Origin of the sequence: Rhizobium ruizarguesonis (genome assembly GCF_017357285.1) — a bacterium.
Lineage (GTDB): Bacteria > Pseudomonadota > Alphaproteobacteria > Rhizobiales > Rhizobiaceae > Rhizobium > Rhizobium ruizarguesonis.
In genome coordinates, this window is record NZ_CP071678.1 from 139,853 (window position 1) to 156,913 (window position 17,061).

The 17,061-nt window shown below is 59.5% G+C and carries 19 protein-coding genes; 3 read left to right on the forward strand and 16 right to left on the reverse strand.

Going from position 1 to position 17,061, the window contains the following annotated elements; all coding sequences use genetic code 11:
• Positions 1-104: 104 nt before the first annotated feature.
• From J3P73_RS38050 to ccoN, 14 genes are all read right to left on the reverse strand, one after another.
• A complete protein-coding gene (locus J3P73_RS38050) occupies positions 105-233 on the reverse strand; it encodes a hypothetical protein (RefSeq protein WP_018070445.1) in 129 nt (42 codons plus the stop codon).
• A 408-nt stretch (positions 234-641) separates the two neighbouring features.
• The gene (locus J3P73_RS00610; protein ID WP_018481338.1) at positions 642-1,322 is read right to left on the reverse strand and encodes a CBS domain-containing protein; all 681 of its coding nucleotides are present in this window, start codon (positions 1,320-1,322) and stop codon (positions 642-644) included.
• Between the two features lie 74 nt (positions 1,323-1,396).
• Positions 1,397-1,594, reverse strand: coding sequence for a hypothetical protein (locus J3P73_RS00615; protein WP_027689471.1), 198 nt, complete (start codon positions 1,592-1,594; stop codon positions 1,397-1,399).
• The gene (gene ccmE / locus J3P73_RS00620; RefSeq protein WP_245002696.1) at positions 1,591-2,010 is read right to left on the reverse strand and encodes a cytochrome c maturation protein CcmE; all 420 of its coding nucleotides are present in this window, start codon (positions 2,008-2,010) and stop codon (positions 1,591-1,593) included. The genes J3P73_RS00615 and ccmE overlap by 4 nt, the downstream gene beginning before the upstream one ends.
• A gap of 177 nt (positions 2,011-2,187) precedes the next feature.
• Positions 2,188-2,859 carry a Crp/Fnr family transcriptional regulator gene (locus tag J3P73_RS00625; RefSeq protein WP_027689473.1) on the reverse strand — a complete coding sequence of 224 codons (672 nt, stop codon included), beginning with the start codon at positions 2,857-2,859 and terminating at the stop codon, positions 2,188-2,190.
• A 34-nt stretch (positions 2,860-2,893) separates the two neighbouring features.
• Positions 2,894-3,052: a cbb3-type cytochrome oxidase assembly protein CcoS gene (gene ccoS, locus J3P73_RS00630; RefSeq protein WP_003549679.1), complete on the reverse strand. Its 159-nt coding sequence runs from the start codon at positions 3,050-3,052 to the stop codon at positions 2,894-2,896.
• Positions 3,049-5,334, reverse strand: a complete 2,286-nt coding sequence (locus J3P73_RS00635; RefSeq protein ID WP_207579734.1) for a cation-translocating P-type ATPase — start codon at positions 5,332-5,334, stop codon at positions 3,049-3,051. The genes ccoS and J3P73_RS00635 overlap by 4 nt, the downstream gene beginning before the upstream one ends.
• Positions 5,331-5,816 carry a FixH family protein gene (locus tag J3P73_RS00640; protein WP_130673337.1) on the reverse strand — a complete coding sequence of 162 codons (486 nt, stop codon included), beginning with the start codon at positions 5,814-5,816 and terminating at the stop codon, positions 5,331-5,333. Before J3P73_RS00640 ends, J3P73_RS00635 begins: the two co-directional genes overlap by 4 nt.
• On the reverse strand, positions 5,813-7,381 hold the full coding sequence (ccoG, locus tag J3P73_RS00645) for a cytochrome c oxidase accessory protein CcoG (RefSeq protein ID WP_130774111.1): 1,569 nt from the start codon (positions 7,379-7,381) through the stop codon (positions 5,813-5,815). The genes J3P73_RS00640 and ccoG overlap by 4 nt, the downstream gene beginning before the upstream one ends.
• Positions 7,382-7,557: 176 nt before the next feature.
• The gene (locus tag J3P73_RS00650) at positions 7,558-7,746 is read right to left on the reverse strand and encodes a hypothetical protein (RefSeq protein WP_018070437.1); all 189 of its coding nucleotides are present in this window, start codon (positions 7,744-7,746) and stop codon (positions 7,558-7,560) included.
• 11 nt (positions 7,747-7,757) lie between these two features.
• Entirely contained in the window at positions 7,758-8,606 is an 849-nt protein-coding gene (gene ccoP / locus J3P73_RS00655; RefSeq protein ID WP_245002730.1) for a cytochrome-c oxidase, cbb3-type subunit III, read from the reverse strand.
• A 16-nt stretch (positions 8,607-8,622) separates the two neighbouring features.
• Complete coding sequence (locus tag J3P73_RS00660; RefSeq protein ID WP_003568501.1) at positions 8,623-8,775, reverse strand: CcoQ/FixQ family Cbb3-type cytochrome c oxidase assembly chaperone; 153 nt, start codon at positions 8,773-8,775, stop codon at positions 8,623-8,625.
• Between the two features lie 8 nt (positions 8,776-8,783).
• Positions 8,784-9,518, reverse strand: coding sequence for a cytochrome-c oxidase, cbb3-type subunit II (gene ccoO / locus J3P73_RS00665; RefSeq protein WP_018070435.1), 735 nt, complete (start codon positions 9,516-9,518; stop codon positions 8,784-8,786).
• Positions 9,519-9,526: 8 nt separating this feature from the next.
• The gene (gene ccoN / locus J3P73_RS00670) at positions 9,527-11,149 is read right to left on the reverse strand and encodes a cytochrome-c oxidase, cbb3-type subunit I (protein ID WP_018070434.1); all 1,623 of its coding nucleotides are present in this window, start codon (positions 11,147-11,149) and stop codon (positions 9,527-9,529) included.
• Positions 11,150-11,346: 197 nt separating this feature from the next.
• On the opposite strand from ccoN, the gene J3P73_RS00675 reads away from it, so the two are divergent.
• From J3P73_RS00675 to J3P73_RS00685, 3 genes are all read left to right on the forward strand, one after another.
• Positions 11,347-12,108, forward strand: coding sequence for a Crp/Fnr family transcriptional regulator (locus J3P73_RS00675; RefSeq protein ID WP_018070433.1), 762 nt, complete (start codon positions 11,347-11,349; stop codon positions 12,106-12,108).
• 27 nt (positions 12,109-12,135) lie between these two features.
• Complete coding sequence (locus J3P73_RS00680; RefSeq protein ID WP_024323147.1) at positions 12,136-14,061, forward strand: PAS domain S-box protein; 1,926 nt, start codon at positions 12,136-12,138, stop codon at positions 14,059-14,061.
• Between the two features lie 160 nt (positions 14,062-14,221).
• Positions 14,222-14,680, forward strand: coding sequence for a pseudoazurin (locus tag J3P73_RS00685; protein WP_024323148.1), 459 nt, complete (start codon positions 14,222-14,224; stop codon positions 14,678-14,680).
• A 109-nt stretch (positions 14,681-14,789) separates the two neighbouring features.
• On the opposite strand, the gene J3P73_RS00690 is transcribed toward J3P73_RS00685, so the two are convergent.
• Positions 14,790-15,284: a hemerythrin domain-containing protein gene (locus tag J3P73_RS00690; protein ID WP_024323149.1), complete on the reverse strand. Its 495-nt coding sequence runs from the start codon at positions 15,282-15,284 to the stop codon at positions 14,790-14,792.
• Positions 15,285-15,570: 286 nt separating this feature from the next.
• On the reverse strand, positions 15,571-16,923 hold the full coding sequence (gene hemN, locus J3P73_RS00695) for an oxygen-independent coproporphyrinogen III oxidase (protein WP_018070429.1): 1,353 nt from the start codon (positions 16,921-16,923) through the stop codon (positions 15,571-15,573).
• Positions 16,924-17,061: the final 138 nt, after the last annotated feature.

Sequence of the window (17,061 nt, forward strand, 5' to 3'; positions counted from 1 at the left end):
CTCCCCTGTGTGATCGGAGCAATACATTGCGGTGGTTGCGGCGTATTTGATCCTAATCAAGTTGGGTGAAAGCTGAGCACCAGGTGGCGAGCGCATCGGACCAGTCACGAGATGGCTGAAGAGGCTTCGACGAGCCGTCCGTCTTGAGACATGTCGGACCGATCGACGATCAAAGCCTCACGATGGATATTCTGCCCGCTTTGGAAGAGATCATCGCTGCCTCTGCCAGCCATGTTTGACCTCCATCAAGGAAACGGCATCGCCTATTGAGTATGTCGGTTTGGTGGGTCGGGATTTTCCCGTGTCAAGGGGGGAACTTGACAGAGGCTCGCTCGGTTTTGGGGCGCAACACCGAGCGAGCCTCCTCGCGTCAAATTCACCCCCACCAACGAGCGCCAGCCGAAGCCGCGCCGCCAGGCGCGGGCGGCAATGCCGCAAGCTTGAGAACTTCGGATGTCCAAAATCTGCGAGATTGTCTGGTTGAGGCAAGCAGCGATTTCACAAAATCCCTGCGAGAAGCGGGCTGATCACCAGCGGGTGCCCATAAGGTGCATTATCGCCGCATATGCTTCGATATCCGGAAATTGGTATCCGCGGATGTGCGGATATGCTGGGCGCTTTAAACGGCATAAGGCGCTGTCTCAGCCCACCTCGGTCCCGGTCAGCCGGGCGATCTGGAGCCGGTCACGATAGGCGCCGACACCCAGGCTTTCGACCAGGGTGCGAACAGCCTTTTGCTTCAGCTCCGACTCCACGTTGCCATCGAGTGTCACCTGGCCGTTCTTGACGGTTACCTGGACCTTCTGGGGCGTTATCCCCAAATCCGACCTCAGGCGCGTTCGGACAGCCAGCCTGATCGATTCATCTCCTTTTGGCAGCGGTGCCGTCTGGGCATCGATGATCAGGCCGAGGATGTCCCTGCGGCTGACAATCCCGACAAGGCGCCCGTCCTCGACGATAGGCAGCCGCTTGATCCGGTGCGCCTGGAGGCTTTCGGCGATATCCGACACCTCGCTGTCGGGGCTCGCCACGATTACATCTTGAGACATGACATCGGCGACACACCAGCCATTGCTGGAAATATATCGCTCAAGATCAATCTCGGATATGATTTCGGGTGCGCGGGCGGCGCGGGGAGCGAAGCGGATCTCTCTCCGCAACAGCAGATCGCCCTCCGTAAGCAATCCGCAGACGCGGCCTTCGTCGTCAATGACAGGAAGGCCGCTTACGTTGTTTTGCATCATGACAGCGACGGCGTGGCGTATACCGACCGCTGGACCGATCGACACCACGTTAGTGGTCATTATGTCCTTCGCCTGCATTGTCCTGCCTCGTTCATAGGAATTGTTGCTGCGACGACGATAGGACGACCGCGTCGAGCCGCCATTGATCTCCGTCAAATAGTGCGATCTCTGTGAAGCAGCTCGCTCAGCTTCGCCTGCTCATCCGCTGTCAGCTTGCTGCCAGTCGGCTTGCTCGCCACATCCATCATCGCCTGGTCGCGCCTGCGCGCGCCGATCACCGGTACGATGGAGAGGATGATCGATGTCACGAGCGCCGGCACCAGCGCATAATGGCCGATCTCGATGATCATGGCGTCGCCTTTGCCTCCTGGCCCTCCTTCCATAGCCCCTGGGCTTTCAGCCTGTCGGCCACATCCTTCGACATGTAGGTCTCGTCATGCTTGGCAAGCACGGTATCGGCGATGAAGACGTTGGTGCCTGTGGCAAACATGCCCTCGGTGACGACGCCTTGCCCTTCGCGGAAGAGATCGGGGAGAATGCCGGTATATTTGACCATTACGGCATTGGCGCTGCCGTCGGTGACGGCAAATTCCACCGTCGAGCCGGTGTCGCGCACGACGCTGCCCTCGCCGACCAGGCCACCGAGGCGAATGCGGGTTTCAGGCGCTACCGGCGTCTTGGCCAGATCGGCCGGCATGTAGAAATAGGCGACCGACTGGCTGAAGGCGAACATCACCAACAGCACGGCGGCGGCAATGAAGCCCATGCCGCCCGCGATTACCGCGAGGCGCTTCTACTTGCGTGTCATTGCGTCGGTCCCTCCGTCGCGATACCGAGTTCTCTGGCAAGCGCCAGCAATTGCCTGCCGTGTTCGCTATCGGCTGGGGGATCGGCACATTGACCCCGGTCAATTACGACACTTTGCCGATCCCGTTTTGTTGGTTCAGCATGCCTCCCGCAGCAGGTCGACGCTATCGACGAGGACGACCTTGCCTCTGACTTCGACCCCCGACGGGGCGAGCGCCGCAAACGCGCGGGAAAGGGCTTCCGGCGCCAGTCCCAGTTTGCCGGCCAGGATCCGCTTCCGGTAAGGAAGGCGGAACGTGACCCGCGAGGTGGTCGCCGAGGCGGGGCAACGGCTCATAAGGTAGTTTGCCACCCGTTGCGCGGCTGTGAGCAACCGATCTCCCGCAATACAATCCATCGCGCCGAGCAGGTGCCTGACCATGATGCGCATGACGTTCCGGTGTACGACTGGATGTTGGTCGGCGAACGCCTGCAAGTCCGCAAGCGCAAACAGCGCGACCTCGGCCCCGTCGGCGGACCGCGCGCTATAAGCGTAGGAGCCGCCCCCCGCGAGTAGATACTCTCCAAAGGTGTCGCCCGGCTCGCACACGCAGATATCCGCCTCGCGCCCGGCGGATTCCGATTTTGAAAGTCGGACAAACCCGTTCAAGACGCAGTAGACGAACGATGCCTGCTGGCCCTCGGCTATGATCTTCTCGTCAGCGGCGAAGGTTCGAACCTCAGCCGTTGCGGTGAATTGCTCCACAGTCGCCTGATCCCAACCAGCAAACAGGTCAGACTGCAGAAGTACAGAATTTTTCGCAAGCATCCATCTTCCTTTCGTGTTTGGACCCAGTGTGCGGTCAGGGTTCTCGTTGATCGGTTTCGTCCTCGGCGAGGATTCGCCAGGCGGCGCCTTGAAGGTCGTCATACTGGCCGCTCTTCAGCGACCAAAGGAATGCCAGGAGTCCTATTCCTCCCATCAGCAGCGCGATCGGTATGAGATAGATCAACATGTTCATGCGGCTTTGACCTCCGCACTCCTGCCGATCCGCCCTCGAATGCGCGTATCCGGACGCTTGCCAAAGGCGTTCAGGCGCAGGGCGTTGGTCACGACGATGATCGAAGATGTCGACATTGCCACCGCCGCTATTAGCGGCGTCGCCAATCCGGCGATGGCGATCGGCACCGCCAGAACGTTGTAACCGATGGCGAGAGCGAAGTTCTGGCGGATCAGGCTGGCGGATCGTCGCGCAACGGCGATCGCTTCTGGAACAGCGTCAAGGCGATCGTTGAAGAAAACCAGGTCGGCCGCCTGTCTGCCGATATCGGAGGCCGTGGCCGGCGCCATCGAGACATGCGCGGCAGCAAGTGCCGGGGCGTCGTTGATACCGTCGCCAACCATGAGCACGCGACGACCTTCGCCATTCAGCCTCTGGCATTCCTCGACCTTCTGTTTCGGCGTCAGAGAGCCCAAAGCCCTGTCGATACCCAGGGCATGCGCCGTATTGTCGACGACGGTCTGCCTGTCGCCCGACACGATCAGCGTTTCAAGGCCGGCTGCATCGAGCCGGTCGATGGCCTCGCAAGCACCCGAACGAAGCGTGTCATCGAAGAAGAAGCGGGCAAGATCGACACCATTCTTCGACAGGACCACTTCCGAGAACGGACTGTCGGCGATGCGGGGCACGAAGCTGGTTCCGCAGGCAAACGCCGCGTTGCCCAATCGATAGACATCCGCTCCGCTCCTGGCTTCCAGTCCCCCGCCGGGGATTTCCGTGACGATGTCGAAGGACATGAGGTCGGTTTCGGTGTCCCGTACCAGGGCCCGAGAAAGAGGATGCCGTGAATGCGCTGCCAATCCACGGGCGATTGCGGTGGCGCTCTCGTCGATGGCGTCCACCCTGACAAGGCGCGAACTGCCCATCGTCAAGGTGCCCGTCTTGTCAAAGGCCACGGTGTCGGTCTCGGCCAGTCTTTCGAGTGCTGAGCCGTCCTTCACCATGATGCCCTTCCGGAAAAGCTCCCCCGCGGCGACGACCTGGACCACGGGCACGGCAAGACCCAATGCGCATGGGCAGGTAATGATCAGGACCGCTACGGCGACCAGCATGGCCTGTTTCCAGTCTCCGCCCAGGAGGCCCCAGGCAAGGAAGGAGACCAGCGCCAGCAGATGCACGACCGGGGAATAGAGTGTCGCAGCGCGATCGGCGATCCTGCGATAGCGAGCTCTTCCGCCCTCGGCGGCTTCCATGAGGCCGATGATTTCCGAGAGAAGCGAATTCTTGGCAATTCTCGTCGCTCGCAACACGAGCGAGCCGGTCAGATTCATCGCCCCAGAACTCACTTCGCTGTTGCTGGCGACGGCGACGGGGCTGCTCTCGCCGGTGACGATGGAGAGGTCTAGGTCGCTTTCTCCGCTGACGATTATGCCATCGACGGGAACCCGTTCGCCTGCGACTATCGAGATTTCATCCCCAGCCGCGATCTCTTCTACCGCAATGTAGCGTCGCGACCCGTCCGGATTGATCAGCAATGCTCCGCGCGGGGCCAGTCTTGCGAGCCCGTTGATCGCCGCCCGAGCCTTTTCCCGCATGACATGATCGAGAGTTCTGCCGATCAGCAGGAAGAAGAGCAGCGAGACCGAAGCGTCGAACCACGCATGCTCGCCGTGATGGACGGTCTCCCACAATGAAACGGCATAGGAGAGCGTCACGGCGAGCGAAATCGGAACGTCCATGTTGGTGCGCCCGTGCCGCAGCGCATTCCAGGCCGATTTGAAGAAGAAGCGCCCCGCATAAACCAGCGCGGGCGCTGCTATCATCGCCGAGATCCAATGAAACATATCGCGCGTCGCGGCATCTGCGCCCGACCAGACCGATACCGAGAGCAACATGATGTTGGCAGCCGCAAAACCGGAAACGCCGATCGCGAGGAGAAGCTGATTTCTGGTCTTGTCGTTCTCGGGAGCGGAGGGGGTGAAGAGATGCGCGCGATATCCGGCCGCGTTGATCGCTGCGAGGATCTTGGACGGATCGGTTGCGCCCGTCTCGATCTCCTCCTGGTAGACGCAGGTCACCCTTCGCGCCGTGAGATTGACTCGCGCTGTCTTGACGAAGGGAAGCGTCAACAACGCCCTTTCGATGGTCGAAATGCAGCCGCCGCAGTGGACGTCGGAAACGCTCAGGTCCAGCTGGCGCAATCCCTCGCCGAGCGGCTGGCTGGCAAGGCGGACCTCTTCGGCACTGAATGATGTCGCGCTGAGGGCAAGTACGCTTTCCGCGTCCATGGTACAGCAGGTCATTGGTCTAACTCCGCGGTATCGATGCGTTTTGCCTCATGCATGACGACCACGCCGCCGTTTCGCGAGATGGCCTCGACGATCCAGTCACCTTCGGCTAGATCATGCTCCGCTTCGAACCGCCCCGCGGCTGTCTTCCTGAGCGTAAGGAGGAAGTCCTCGTGGTCTCCGACGGGCCGTTTGAAATTCAGAACGACGTCGTCGACGATCGCAGGCGATCCGCTCTTGTCGTGAATGTCGTAGCGGATCTCGTGCCCCTTTATGGAGAGGTTGCCCTCGATGCCGGAAGCGGCCATTGCCTTCATCGCCGCCGCTTTGCGGTTGAACTCCTGACTGGCGACATAGGTGTTTTCCACGACCAGACCGCTCCAGCTGGAGGAGGCATAGAAGGCCATGGTGACGTTCACCGCGATCACCACGCCAAAGAATGCCGAGGTCGCAAGCAGCATGTGCAGGCCTGTAAAACCTTGAGCGGAGGTCTTCATTTGATGTCTCCCGGTGCATTGAACGCCGCGCGGTAGGTTGCCCGATCGGCATGATCGGTATCTTCGATAACGAACAGAAATTCATTGATCGCCGCTCCGGTAGGCTTGCGCGTAACGAAGACCTTGAGCGTCGTGGCCGCGTCGGGTTCGGCATGGACTGTAAAGCTGCGAGCGTCTTCCTTGCCGAACTCGGGAATGCGCATCGTCGCCCCCTCCAGCCCGACCAGACTTATGTTCACATCCCTCGGCGTCGGCACCATGTTCAGAACACGAAGCGTGTAGCCATTCCGCAGCGAGCCGTCGCTTTCCAGAACATATTGGGGGTTTCGGTCGTGAACGACGTTGAGTTCAAGGCGCTCCCGAAAGGTGAGATGGACGAGCATGGCCACGCCGACCGACGCCCAGGCGACTGAGTAAAACACGGTTCTCGGACGAAAGATGATACGCCAGTTGAAGTGCCGGATCGCCGGAATGAAGGTCCCATCCTCGTTTCGAACCCTGGATGGCTGGACGGCCGTTCGTCCTTCGTCCGTGGCAAGCGACATGTTGCCCGAGTATTCGCTCAGCGTGGCGTAGGCGATCAGGCCGCGAGGCTTTCCGAGCTTGTCCATGACACCGTCGCAGGCGTCGATGCAGAGCGCGCATGTGATGCACTCCATCTGCTGTCCGTCGCGAATGTCGATTCCCATTGGACACACCGCCACGCAGGCATTGCAATCCACGCAATCCCCGACCGATAGGCCATTGACTAAAGCCTTCTTGGCGTGACGCGACCGCTGCTCGCCCCGCCAGTCATTGTAGGTGACGACGAGAGAATTTTCGTCGAGCATCGCACCCTGGATGCGTGGCCACGGGCACATATAGGTGCACACCTGCTCTCGCATGAGACCGCCGAGCACATAGGTCGTCGCAGTAAGGATGGCGACGGTGGTGTAGGCGGCTGCAGGAGCGCGGCCGGTGAACAGCGAAACAAGCAGGCTCGGCGCGTCGGCAAAATAAAAGATCCACGCTCCGCCCGTGACGACGCCGATCAGCAACCAGATCGAGTGTTTGACGACACGCTTCCTCAGCTTGGCAAAGCTCATGGGACCAGCGTCAAGCTTCATTCGCGCGTTTCGATCGCCTTCGATCGCACGTTCGACGACGAGAAAAAGATCAACCCAGACGGTTTGCGGACAAGCGTAGCCGCACCATGCGCGGCCAACCGCGGAAGTGACGAGAAACAGGCCAAACCCCGCCATGACGAGGAGACCCGCTACATAATAAAATTCCTGAGGCCAGATTTCGATGAAGAAAAAGAAGAAGCGCCGTGAGGAAAGGTCGATGAGGATTGCCTGGTCAGGCGCGTAAGGACCGCGATCCCAGCGAATCCATGGCGCGAGATAGTAGATGCCGAGCGCAATCAGCATGACGATCCACTTGAACCGACGGAATCGTCCCTCTGCACGCTTGGGAAAAACCTTCTTCCGAGGTGCGTAGAGAGGCTGCCGGTTGCGACGGGCATTGACCGGCTCGACATTGAGCCGCTCGATGTTATCGGGATCTGGTGCAGTGTGGAGGTTCATGGGACCTATCCGATTTCACCCGCCCTTGTCCCATCTGCCGCGCATCCGTTCCTTGATGCAGATCAAGAGGCAAGGCCTTCCTGCGAAAGGAAAAGGCCACGCCCTGGAGAGAGGGCGTGGCCTGGAGGAGCTGCGGGGGAACAACCACCGCTGGGACGTCCTCGACAAGTCTACAGCTAGCGGCTTGTCTGCTCGTGGTCTTTGAGGCAGGTCAAACTGACGATCGAACTGCCGATCTTTGCCGGGTCGTCCTGATCGGAAGGGGGCGGCGTGGTGGCCTTGGCGCGCGCCGACACACGCGATCGTATGATGGCGCGCTGCGTGCCATAGAGATCGAGGATCGGGTTGTGGCCGTGAGCTGCCATGGCTTTTCTCCTCACGTCCCGCCGCCAAGCGAATGCACGAAAATGGTAAGTTCCTTGACCGTCGTATCGCCGAGACGCCCTGCCCAGGCAGGCATGACGCCATGCTTGGGAGCGGCCACCTGGCGGATGATCGCATCCTCGCCGCGTGCCTTCAGCCAGATCGCATCGGCGAGATCCGGCGCGCCCATTTCGGCTTTTCCTTTGGCGTCGTCGCCGTGACATGCGGCACAGTTATCGACGAAGACCTGTTTTCCTGCCTCTGTGAGACCGGGGTCCGACGGTGTATTGGTCAGTCCCCAGACGTAAGCCGCGACCTGCCTTGTCTGGAGGGGATCCAGAACATCGGCAAAGGGCGGCATCTCGGAAGCATGAGTGTCCGTATCCCCGTCGAAGCGAATCCCATGCGCGATCGTCGCCTGGATGGCATCCAGGTCTCCGCCCCACAGCCAATCGTCGTCGTTGAGGTTCGGAAATCCCGGGCCGCCGCTTGCTCCCGAGCCATGGCACGGCGCGCAGTTCACCTTGAACGCAGATGCGCCGCCGGCGACCGCGAATTCGCGAAGGGCAGAATCGGAATCGATCTCGTGCAGCGTCTTGGCGGCGATCAGATCATGAAGCGTCGTCTGCGATGCCTTGGCCTGATCCAGGTTCTGCTGCAGCTCGGCGCGGCTGGAAAAGCCCAGCATGCCCTTCGTGGCGTCGGTAATCATCGGGATCGCGGGATATGCGATCGCATAGCCCAAAGCCCAGACAATGGTGGCGTAGAAGGTCCACACCCACCAGCGGGGCATCGGATTGTTGAGTTCGCGGATGCCGTCCCATTCATGTCCGGTCGTTTCGACGCCGCTAAATTCATCGATATGTTTTGCCTACATCTCAATCATCCTTCAAGGGAATATCGGCGGCCTCTTTCGCCGTTTGCTTGCTGCCTGGGCGAAGGGTGAACACAACCGCGCCGACGAAGAATGCCGCCATTGCCAGGAGGCCCCAGCTGTCGGCGAAGTGTCTCATTGCAGTGTAGGTTTCCATGGATCACCTCATCGGTAGCCGGTCGCGTCGTCGTAGGTCGAGAAATCGACCAACGTTCCGAGCATCTGCAGGTAGGACACCAGGGCATCCATTTCGGTCAGCGCAGCAGGATCGCCGTCGAAATCGCCGGTCTTCGCCTTCGGATAGCGGGCAAGCAGGGCCGTCGTATCTGCGTTCGGATCGGCTTGGGCCTTCATGTCGGCCTCCGCGTTCGCCAGCATGTCGTCGTTATAAGGCACGCCCACGTCCTCGTTGGCCTTCAGGTCCATTCCCACGTCCTTGACCGTCACCCTCTGCTCTTTGAGGAAGGCGTAACGCGGCATGATCGACTCCGGCACCACTGCCCGTGGATCCGCGAGATGCTGGACATGCCATTCGTTGGAGTAGCGGGCGCCGACACGGGCCAGATCCGGCCCGGTTCGCTTGGATCCCCACTGGAAAGGATGATCGTACATGGACTCGGCGGCGAGCGAGTAATGGCCGTAGCGTTCGACCTCGTCGCGGAACGGCCTGATCATCTGGCTGTGGCAGAGGTAGCAGCCTTCGCGGATGTAGATGTTCCGGCCGGCCAGCTCGAGCGGCGTATACGGCCGCATGCCTTCCACCTTTTCAATCGTGTTCTGCAGGTAGAACAGCGGTGCGATTTCGACGATGCCGCCGATGCTCACGACGAGCAGCGAGCCGACGAGAAGAAGCGTCGCGTTCTTCTCGAGGATCTGATGTTTATCTAGTATCGATGCCATGTCTCACCTCATTCGGCAGGCTGTGGTTGGGGCACGAAAGTGGTTGGGATTGCAGCTTCGTCGCGCAGGTGGCCGCGGATCGTCATGAACACGTTCCAGGCCATGACGAGACCACCCGCCAGGTAAAGCGTTCCGCCGACCGCGCGCAGCACGTAGTAGGGGAACATCGCCGCGACCGTCTCCGCGAAGGAATAGACGAGGAAGCCCTGGGAATTGTACTCGCGCCACATGAGCCCCTGCTGGATGCCGGCAACCCAAAGCACGGCGGCGTAGACGACGATCCCGAGGGTTGCGAGCCAGAAGTGCCAGTTGACCATCCGCAGGCTGTAGAGACGCTCGCGTCCCCATAGCTTCGGCGTCAGGTAGTAGATCGCCCCGAAGGTGATCATTCCCACCCAGCCGAGAGCGCCGGAATGCACGTGACCGATCGTCCATTCGGTATAGTGGCTGAGCGAATTGACGGTTTTCACCGACATCATCGGGCCTTCGAAGGTCGACATCCCGTAAAAGGCGATCGCGACGATCATCATACGGATGATCGGATCGGTGCGGATCTTGTCCCAGGCGCCTGAAAGGGTCATGAGACCGTTGATCATTCCGCCCCAGGAGGGCATCCAGAGCATTATCGAGAAAACCATGCCGAGCGTCTGGGCCCAATCGGGCAATGCCGTGTAGTGCAGATGATGCGGGCCGGCCCAGATGTACATGAAGATCAGCGCCCAGAAGTGGATGATCGAGAGCCGGTATGAATAAACCGGTCGGTTGGCCTGCTTCGGCACGAAGTAGTACATCATGCCCAGGAAGCCGGCGGTGAGGAAAAAGCCGACGGCGTTGTGGCCGTACCACCATTGGGTCAGCGCGTCCTGGACGCCCGAGAAGACAGAATAGCTCTTGGAGCCAAGGAACGAGGCCGGAACCGCAAGGTTGTTGACCACGTGCAGCATGGCGATGGTGACGATGAAGCCGAGATAGAACCAGTTTGCCACGTAGATGTGCGGCTCTTTGCGCTTCAGGATCGTTCCAAGATACACGGCGAGATAGGCGACCCAGACGATGGTCAGCCAGAGGTCGACATACCACTCAGGTTCGGCATATTCACGGGCCTGGGTGATTCCGAGAACATATCCGGTCGCAGCCATCACGATGAAAAGCTGGTAGCCCCAGAATACGAACCAGGCCAGGCTGCCGCCGAAAAGACGTGCGCGACAGGTGCGTTGCACCACGTAGAACGACGTCATGATCAGCGCGTTGCCGCCAAAGGCGAAGATGACCGCCGATGTGTGAACGGGCCGCAGCCTTCCGAAATTGAGATAAGGGGCGATGTTGAGGTCGGGAAAGGCCAGCTGCAGCGCAATGACCACGCCAACCAGGAAGCCGACCACGCCCCAGAATACCGTGGCGATCAGGCCATACCGGATCACCTCGTCGAAATAGCCTGATATATCGACTTTCCGCCGTTGGCCTGCCGGCGAAAAATCAACGTTCCTGACCAGCAGAGCAGCCCCCACGGCGAGGCAGAAGCAAAGTATGCCCATATGGACCGCAAAGAGATGATCATGTGCGAATGCGGCTCCTAGCAGCGCTAGAAACGCCGCGACCGCGATCACCATCGTTTCCGTTGTGTAATTCATGATGTCGTCCCCAGTGCGCCGACGACCGCGTCGTGGCCGGCTTTCTCGCCAGGACTGTCACGAAGCCGCGAATTGCTCCTTGATCTACATCAACGAGAGGACAGCAAGACGGGGCGAACCGCCGCGGTTACAAACTGTTACAAACTTTCACCGGTTAGCACTGTCCGATCATTCCGCTGTGACGCAGAGGCGTTCCAATGCGCCGACTGACAACGAGGAACACGACGATGCTGATGCAGAAAAACCAAGTGTTCGAACATGCCGAAATGACGAACGAGGCAATCCACGCCGGTCAATCTCTGTCAGCGCTCTTCCTCACCTCGGCGACGGAACTCGTTCCCGCCGGGAGAGCCATCTGCTGGGAAGGCGACGAGGCGAAACATCTTTTCCAGCTCGTAGAGGGGGTTGTTCGCCTCTATCGCATCGTCGGTGACGGTCGCCGTGTGATCACCGCGTTTCAATTCGCCGGCGACCTCATCGGCGCATCGCTGCAAAAGGATTTCCTTTTCACGGCGGAGGCGGTTACCGAATGCAAGATTCGCCGCGTATCCCGAAAGAGCTTCGACGACGACGTCGCCCGGTCGGATGCTCTTCACACCGCATACATCTTCCTGCTCTGCCGTGAGACGGCTGCCGCACATGAACAGATGGTGCTGCTCTCGAAGAAGAACGCCGAGGAGCGCCTGTGCAGTTTCATCGCTAAGCTTGCATCTCGCCGCAATCTTCAGGCGCGGCAAAGCGTGTTGCGCGTCCCTATGAGTCGGCAGGACATTGCAGACCATCTCGGTCTGACCATTGAAACCGTGTCGCGCACTCTCACGAAGCTTGCATCCCGAAACGTCGTCATTCCCGAGGGCAGACATGATTTGCGAATCGTCAATCTCGCCTGCCTTACGCGGTTGTCCGGCGACGCTGATGATTTTTCGGAGGAATCCTGTCATAGGGTCAGCTTGCATTGATGCAACAAAGCCGCAGGATCGACGTTCATGCCCCACCGCCTCGTATCGCCGAGAACCGTGTCGTCCCAGGAGCTGGATGCGATGGTGCACGTGCTGGACGGAGCTGACATCCTGATCCATCGGTTTGACGGAACCATCACGCATTGGTCCATCGGCTGCGAGAACATGTATGGTTGGGCAAGAGAAGAAGCCGTCGGGGAGAAAGTGCACGAACTGCTGGCGACACAGTTCCCCGAACCAGTGGAAAATATCCGCGAACAGTTGAAATCGCGCGGCTTCTGGCAGGGTGAAACCACTCATCGTCACAAGGGCGGGCATGACATTCATGTCGCGTCTCGCTGCGTGCTGGTCAATCTGCCGGATGGGGACCTTGCCGTCATAGAGACAAACAGCGACGTCAGCGCATTGAAACGCTCTCAAGAGGTGGTCAAATCCCGCGAAGCGCATCTGAGTTCGATCCTCGACACCGTGCCGGACGCCATGGTGGTGATCGATGACAAGGGAGTGGTGCTTTCGTTCAGCAAGGCTGCCGAAAAGCTGTTTGGAATGTCTTCAGACCAGATTTGCGGCCGCAACGTCAGCAACCTGATGCCGAATCCCTACCGCGATGCTCACGACGGCTACATCGATCACTATCTCGATACGGGTGAGAAACGCATCATCGGCTACGGGCGCGTCGTCACCGGGAAACGGGCTGACGGGTCCCAGTTTCCGATGGAACTCCACGTCGGCGAGGCGACGGCGAACGGAGAGCGTATATTCACCGGTTTTATCCGCGATCTCACCAGCCGTTACAAAATCGAGGAAGATCTTCGTCAGTCGCAGAAGATGGAAGCTGTCGGGCAGTTGACCGGAGGCATCGCGCACGACTTCAACAACCTCCTCACCGTCATTAGCGGCAACCTCGAAATGATCGAGGATAAGCTGCCGCCCGGCAGCCTTCGTGAAATTCTGGGAGAGGCTCAGGCCGCGGCGGCGGACGGAGCGGTGCTCACGGCTCAACTGCTGGCTTTCGGCCGACGGCAGCCGCTGAATCCAAAGCACGCAGATCTTGGTCAGCTTGTGAGCGGCTTTTCGGATCTGCTCCGGCGAACGCTCGGCGAAGATATCAGGTTGTCGACCGTCATCGACGGATCGGGCCTGAATGTCCTTGTGGATAGCTCGCAGCTCCAGAACGCCATTCTGAACATCGCTTTGAACGCAAGGGACGCCATGCCCAAGGGCGGCAGTCTCACGACGACGATCTCGCGGGTCCATCTCGATGCCGACTATGCGAAAATGTATCCGGAGCTGCGCAGCGGCAACTTCGTGCTCGTCACGATGACGGATACCGGTTCCGGTATGACCGAGGAGGTCAAGAAGCACGCGATAGAACCATTTTTTACGACGAAGGAAGTTGGCTCGGGCACAGGTCTCGGGCTCAGCATGGTCTATGGTTTCGTGAAGCAATCGGGCGGGCATCTCCAGCTTTACAGCGAGGTGGGGCGCGGCACGACAGTCCGGATATATCTCCCCGCCATCAATGGCGCGAAGCCTCAAGAGCCGGCACCGGACCATGGCTCCGGTGACAACCAACTGCCGCAGGGGGACGAAGTGGTGCTGGTCGTCGAAGATGACGCGCGTGTCCGCCGCGTGGCCGTCGCCAGGCTTGCGTCGATGGGCTATACGGTGCGTGAAGCCGAAAACGGTCACCGCGCGCTCGGTCTCCTGAAGGAAAATACTGACGTCGCGCTCCTCTTTACCGACATCGTGATGCCGGGCGGGATGACGGGTGACGAACTCGCAAAAGAGGTGCGCATTTTGCGGCCGGACATTGCCGTGCTCTTTACGTCGGGATATTCCGAACCGGGTCTCGCAGGCAATGATACGGTTCCGGGCGCGCAATGGCTGCGTAAACCCTATACCGCAAAGGAGCTGGCGTTGCGGGTCCGCGAACTTCTCGACGCGAAGTGACATCCAGGGTGACCATTCTGATTTTGCATCTTGGCCCGCGCGAACGCGCGGAGTGCGCGCTTTCTCCCACATTTGACCAGCGTCAAAGAACCGGGGTCCGGCATGTCTTAAAAGATGTTCGCGAGTGTAAATCAGACCTCGCAGAACAGGAGATATCCAAATGCGTTTGAAATTCGGTCTGATCGTTGCAACGGCAGCCTTGATCGCTTCGGCTGCACCGTTGATGGCTGCCGACCACCAGGTTCAGATGCTGAACAACGGCACCGACGGTGCGATGGTGTTCGAGCCCGGCTTTCTGAAGATTGCCCCCGGCGACACCGTAACGTTCATTCCCACGGACAAGAGCCACAATGTCGAGACGTTCAAAGGGCTCATCCCCGACGGCGTTTCCGAGTTCAAATCCAAGCCGAGCGAGCAGTATCAGGTGAAGTTCGACGTTTCGGGCGCTTATGTGTTGAAGTGCACGCCACACGTGGGCATGGGCATGATTGCATTGATCCAGGTCGGCGATAACCCGGCTAATCTTGACGCGATCAGGATCGCCAAGGTGCCGAACATGGTGCGCAAGAGGCTGGATGCCGACCTCGGGCAGATCACCCAGGCTCAGATCACCCAGTGACTGAACGACAGGTGCGGACGGCGCCGCTTGCGCGCCGTGCCGCACGACGAGAACCATCATCGTCAAGCCCGAGGCAATTGCTTCGTGATTGTCTTTGGCAGCGCGCTGCTCAGGCCGTTTCCGTCTGAGCAGTCACGTTGGGCGAACGCGACGCCGGTTCATCCTCCATTGCCCGTTGAAGCAGCCTGATGATCTCCCGTTCCGACTTGATATGCCTGCGCAGCGAACAGAAGAACGAACGCAACTGATATCCTACAGCTTCCCAGGAGAGCCGGCAGCGTCCCTCGCTCAGGGTTTCCAGCGTGAAGACGACGTGCTGCGCCGCATCATGATCGAATAGACGACCGGCGTACCGGCGTTCCCTTGCATCGGCCAGCTCCTCGACCGTCATGATCAGCCCGAGTGCGGGCGAGATCGAGCGCTCTTCGAGTTGGTGTGTCGTCAGCAACAGCGGGATCAGACCGCGTGAAATACGGCCGCAGAGGCTTTCATCGATATGGCAAGGCAGAAAGTCGGCGATTGCCTGTAGCACGTCGCACCACGACACAAGCTGATCATAGCAGCTTTCGAGTTCTTCGAAGCTGTTCAGGATTGGGTTGTTCATCCTTTTACCTCTGCAGGGACAAGCCGGCGGGCGATCGCCATGGCGGCGGGAACCACGCCCATTCGTTGCAGGACACCGGTCTGGCAGGGGTGATTGCAAATAGGACGATCAGGGATGTTGCTCTCGATAGCCCGGTCTGCGCACCAGTCATCACGGTCTCCTTTCACCCGAACCTAGGCTGTCTGATCGATGGGCTCTTTGCGCTCGATCAAAGAGATAGCGGGATACATCTCGCGACGGCATTCCTGTCCTGAAGGCGGACCGCCGAACAAGGTTGGTTTCTCGATCAAGCGGCCTTGCTGTGCGTGCGCCCGTGCGAACCGAAATACGCGTCGAATGCCGCAGCAACGGCGCGGACCATGAACCGTGCGTCCTGAGACACGACAATCCGATCTCCGGAAATCGTCGCGACGCCATCGGCGACCAGGTCGTTGAGCCGCTCGTTTCGCTCAATGAGGAATTCGATGTCAAAACCCGACTCCTTGCTCAATCGTCCGAGATCGACTTCGAAATCACACATAAGCCGCTCGATTATTTTGGCCCGAAGCTTGTCCTCTTCGGTCAGAAGATATCCCCTGGCTGTCGGCAGGATGCCGGAAGCAACCCGCTCCTGATACAGTCCCAATGGCACATGGTTCTGGATATAACCGGTCGGCAATCGCCCGATCGCCGAAGCACCGAGGCCGATCAGCGTCTTGCAATCATCTGTGGTATAGCCTTGGAAATTCCTTCTCATCGTGCCGTTACGCGCAGCGACCGCGAGTTGATCGTCCGGCAGCGCAAAATGATCGAGCCCGATGCGCGCATATCCGGCCTTTACAAGCTCTTCCGCGATGGCTTCGGCCTGCTCGTTTCGCTGTTTTGCATCCGGAAGCGACGCTTCATCTATGAGGCGCTGGTGCTTCTTGAAGGCCGGAATGTGCGCATAACCGAAAACGGCGAAACGCTCGGGACGCAGCTGCGCGGCCAGTCTGACGGTTTCGATGCAGGATTGCACGGTCTGTTTCGGAAGGCCGTATATCAAATCGAAGTTGATACTGGAGATGCCCACGGAGCGTAGCCCGCTGACCGCAATCTCCGTCCGCTCGAAAGATTGCATTCGGTTGATCGTGGCTTGCACGATCGGGTCAAAGCTCTGAACGCCGAGGCTTGCGCGATCAACACCGCTTTCGCCCAGCGCTTCGATCATCGGAACGGCCAATGTGCGTGGATCGATTTCAACCGCAATGCTCGCATCTGCCTCAAACCTGAAGGCGCTCCGCAGCTTTGCCATCACTGCAGCAAATTCCTGCGGCCTCATGATCGTCGGGGTGCCGCCGCCGAAATGAATGTTCTTTACGGGGACTTCGTTACCGGCAGCAAAGGATACAAGCTCGATCTCCTGGCTCATGACATCCAGGTATTCGCGAACCGGGCCATCCTGTCGGGTGATGCTCGTGTGACAACCGCAGTACCAGCACATTGAGCGGCAGAATGGGACGTGGAAATAGACGGAGACGGGTCCGGCTTCTTCAATATTTGCGAGACCCCCCGCATATTCATCCGGTCCCACAGCGGCTGAAAAGGCTGGCGCCGTTGGATAGCTCGTGTAGCGCGGGAACCGCGCGTCGCCATACTTGGCGACCAGACAGTCGGACATTGTCGCATCCTTTGACAAAAACAGGATGGTTTATGAGGTCGAACTGCGCGAGCTTCCTTGTTCTAAATCAATGTTGGCGTCCACTCGCACGGCAACTGATGTCGAGTTGACCGAGGTCAAAGTGTCTCTGCGCCGATG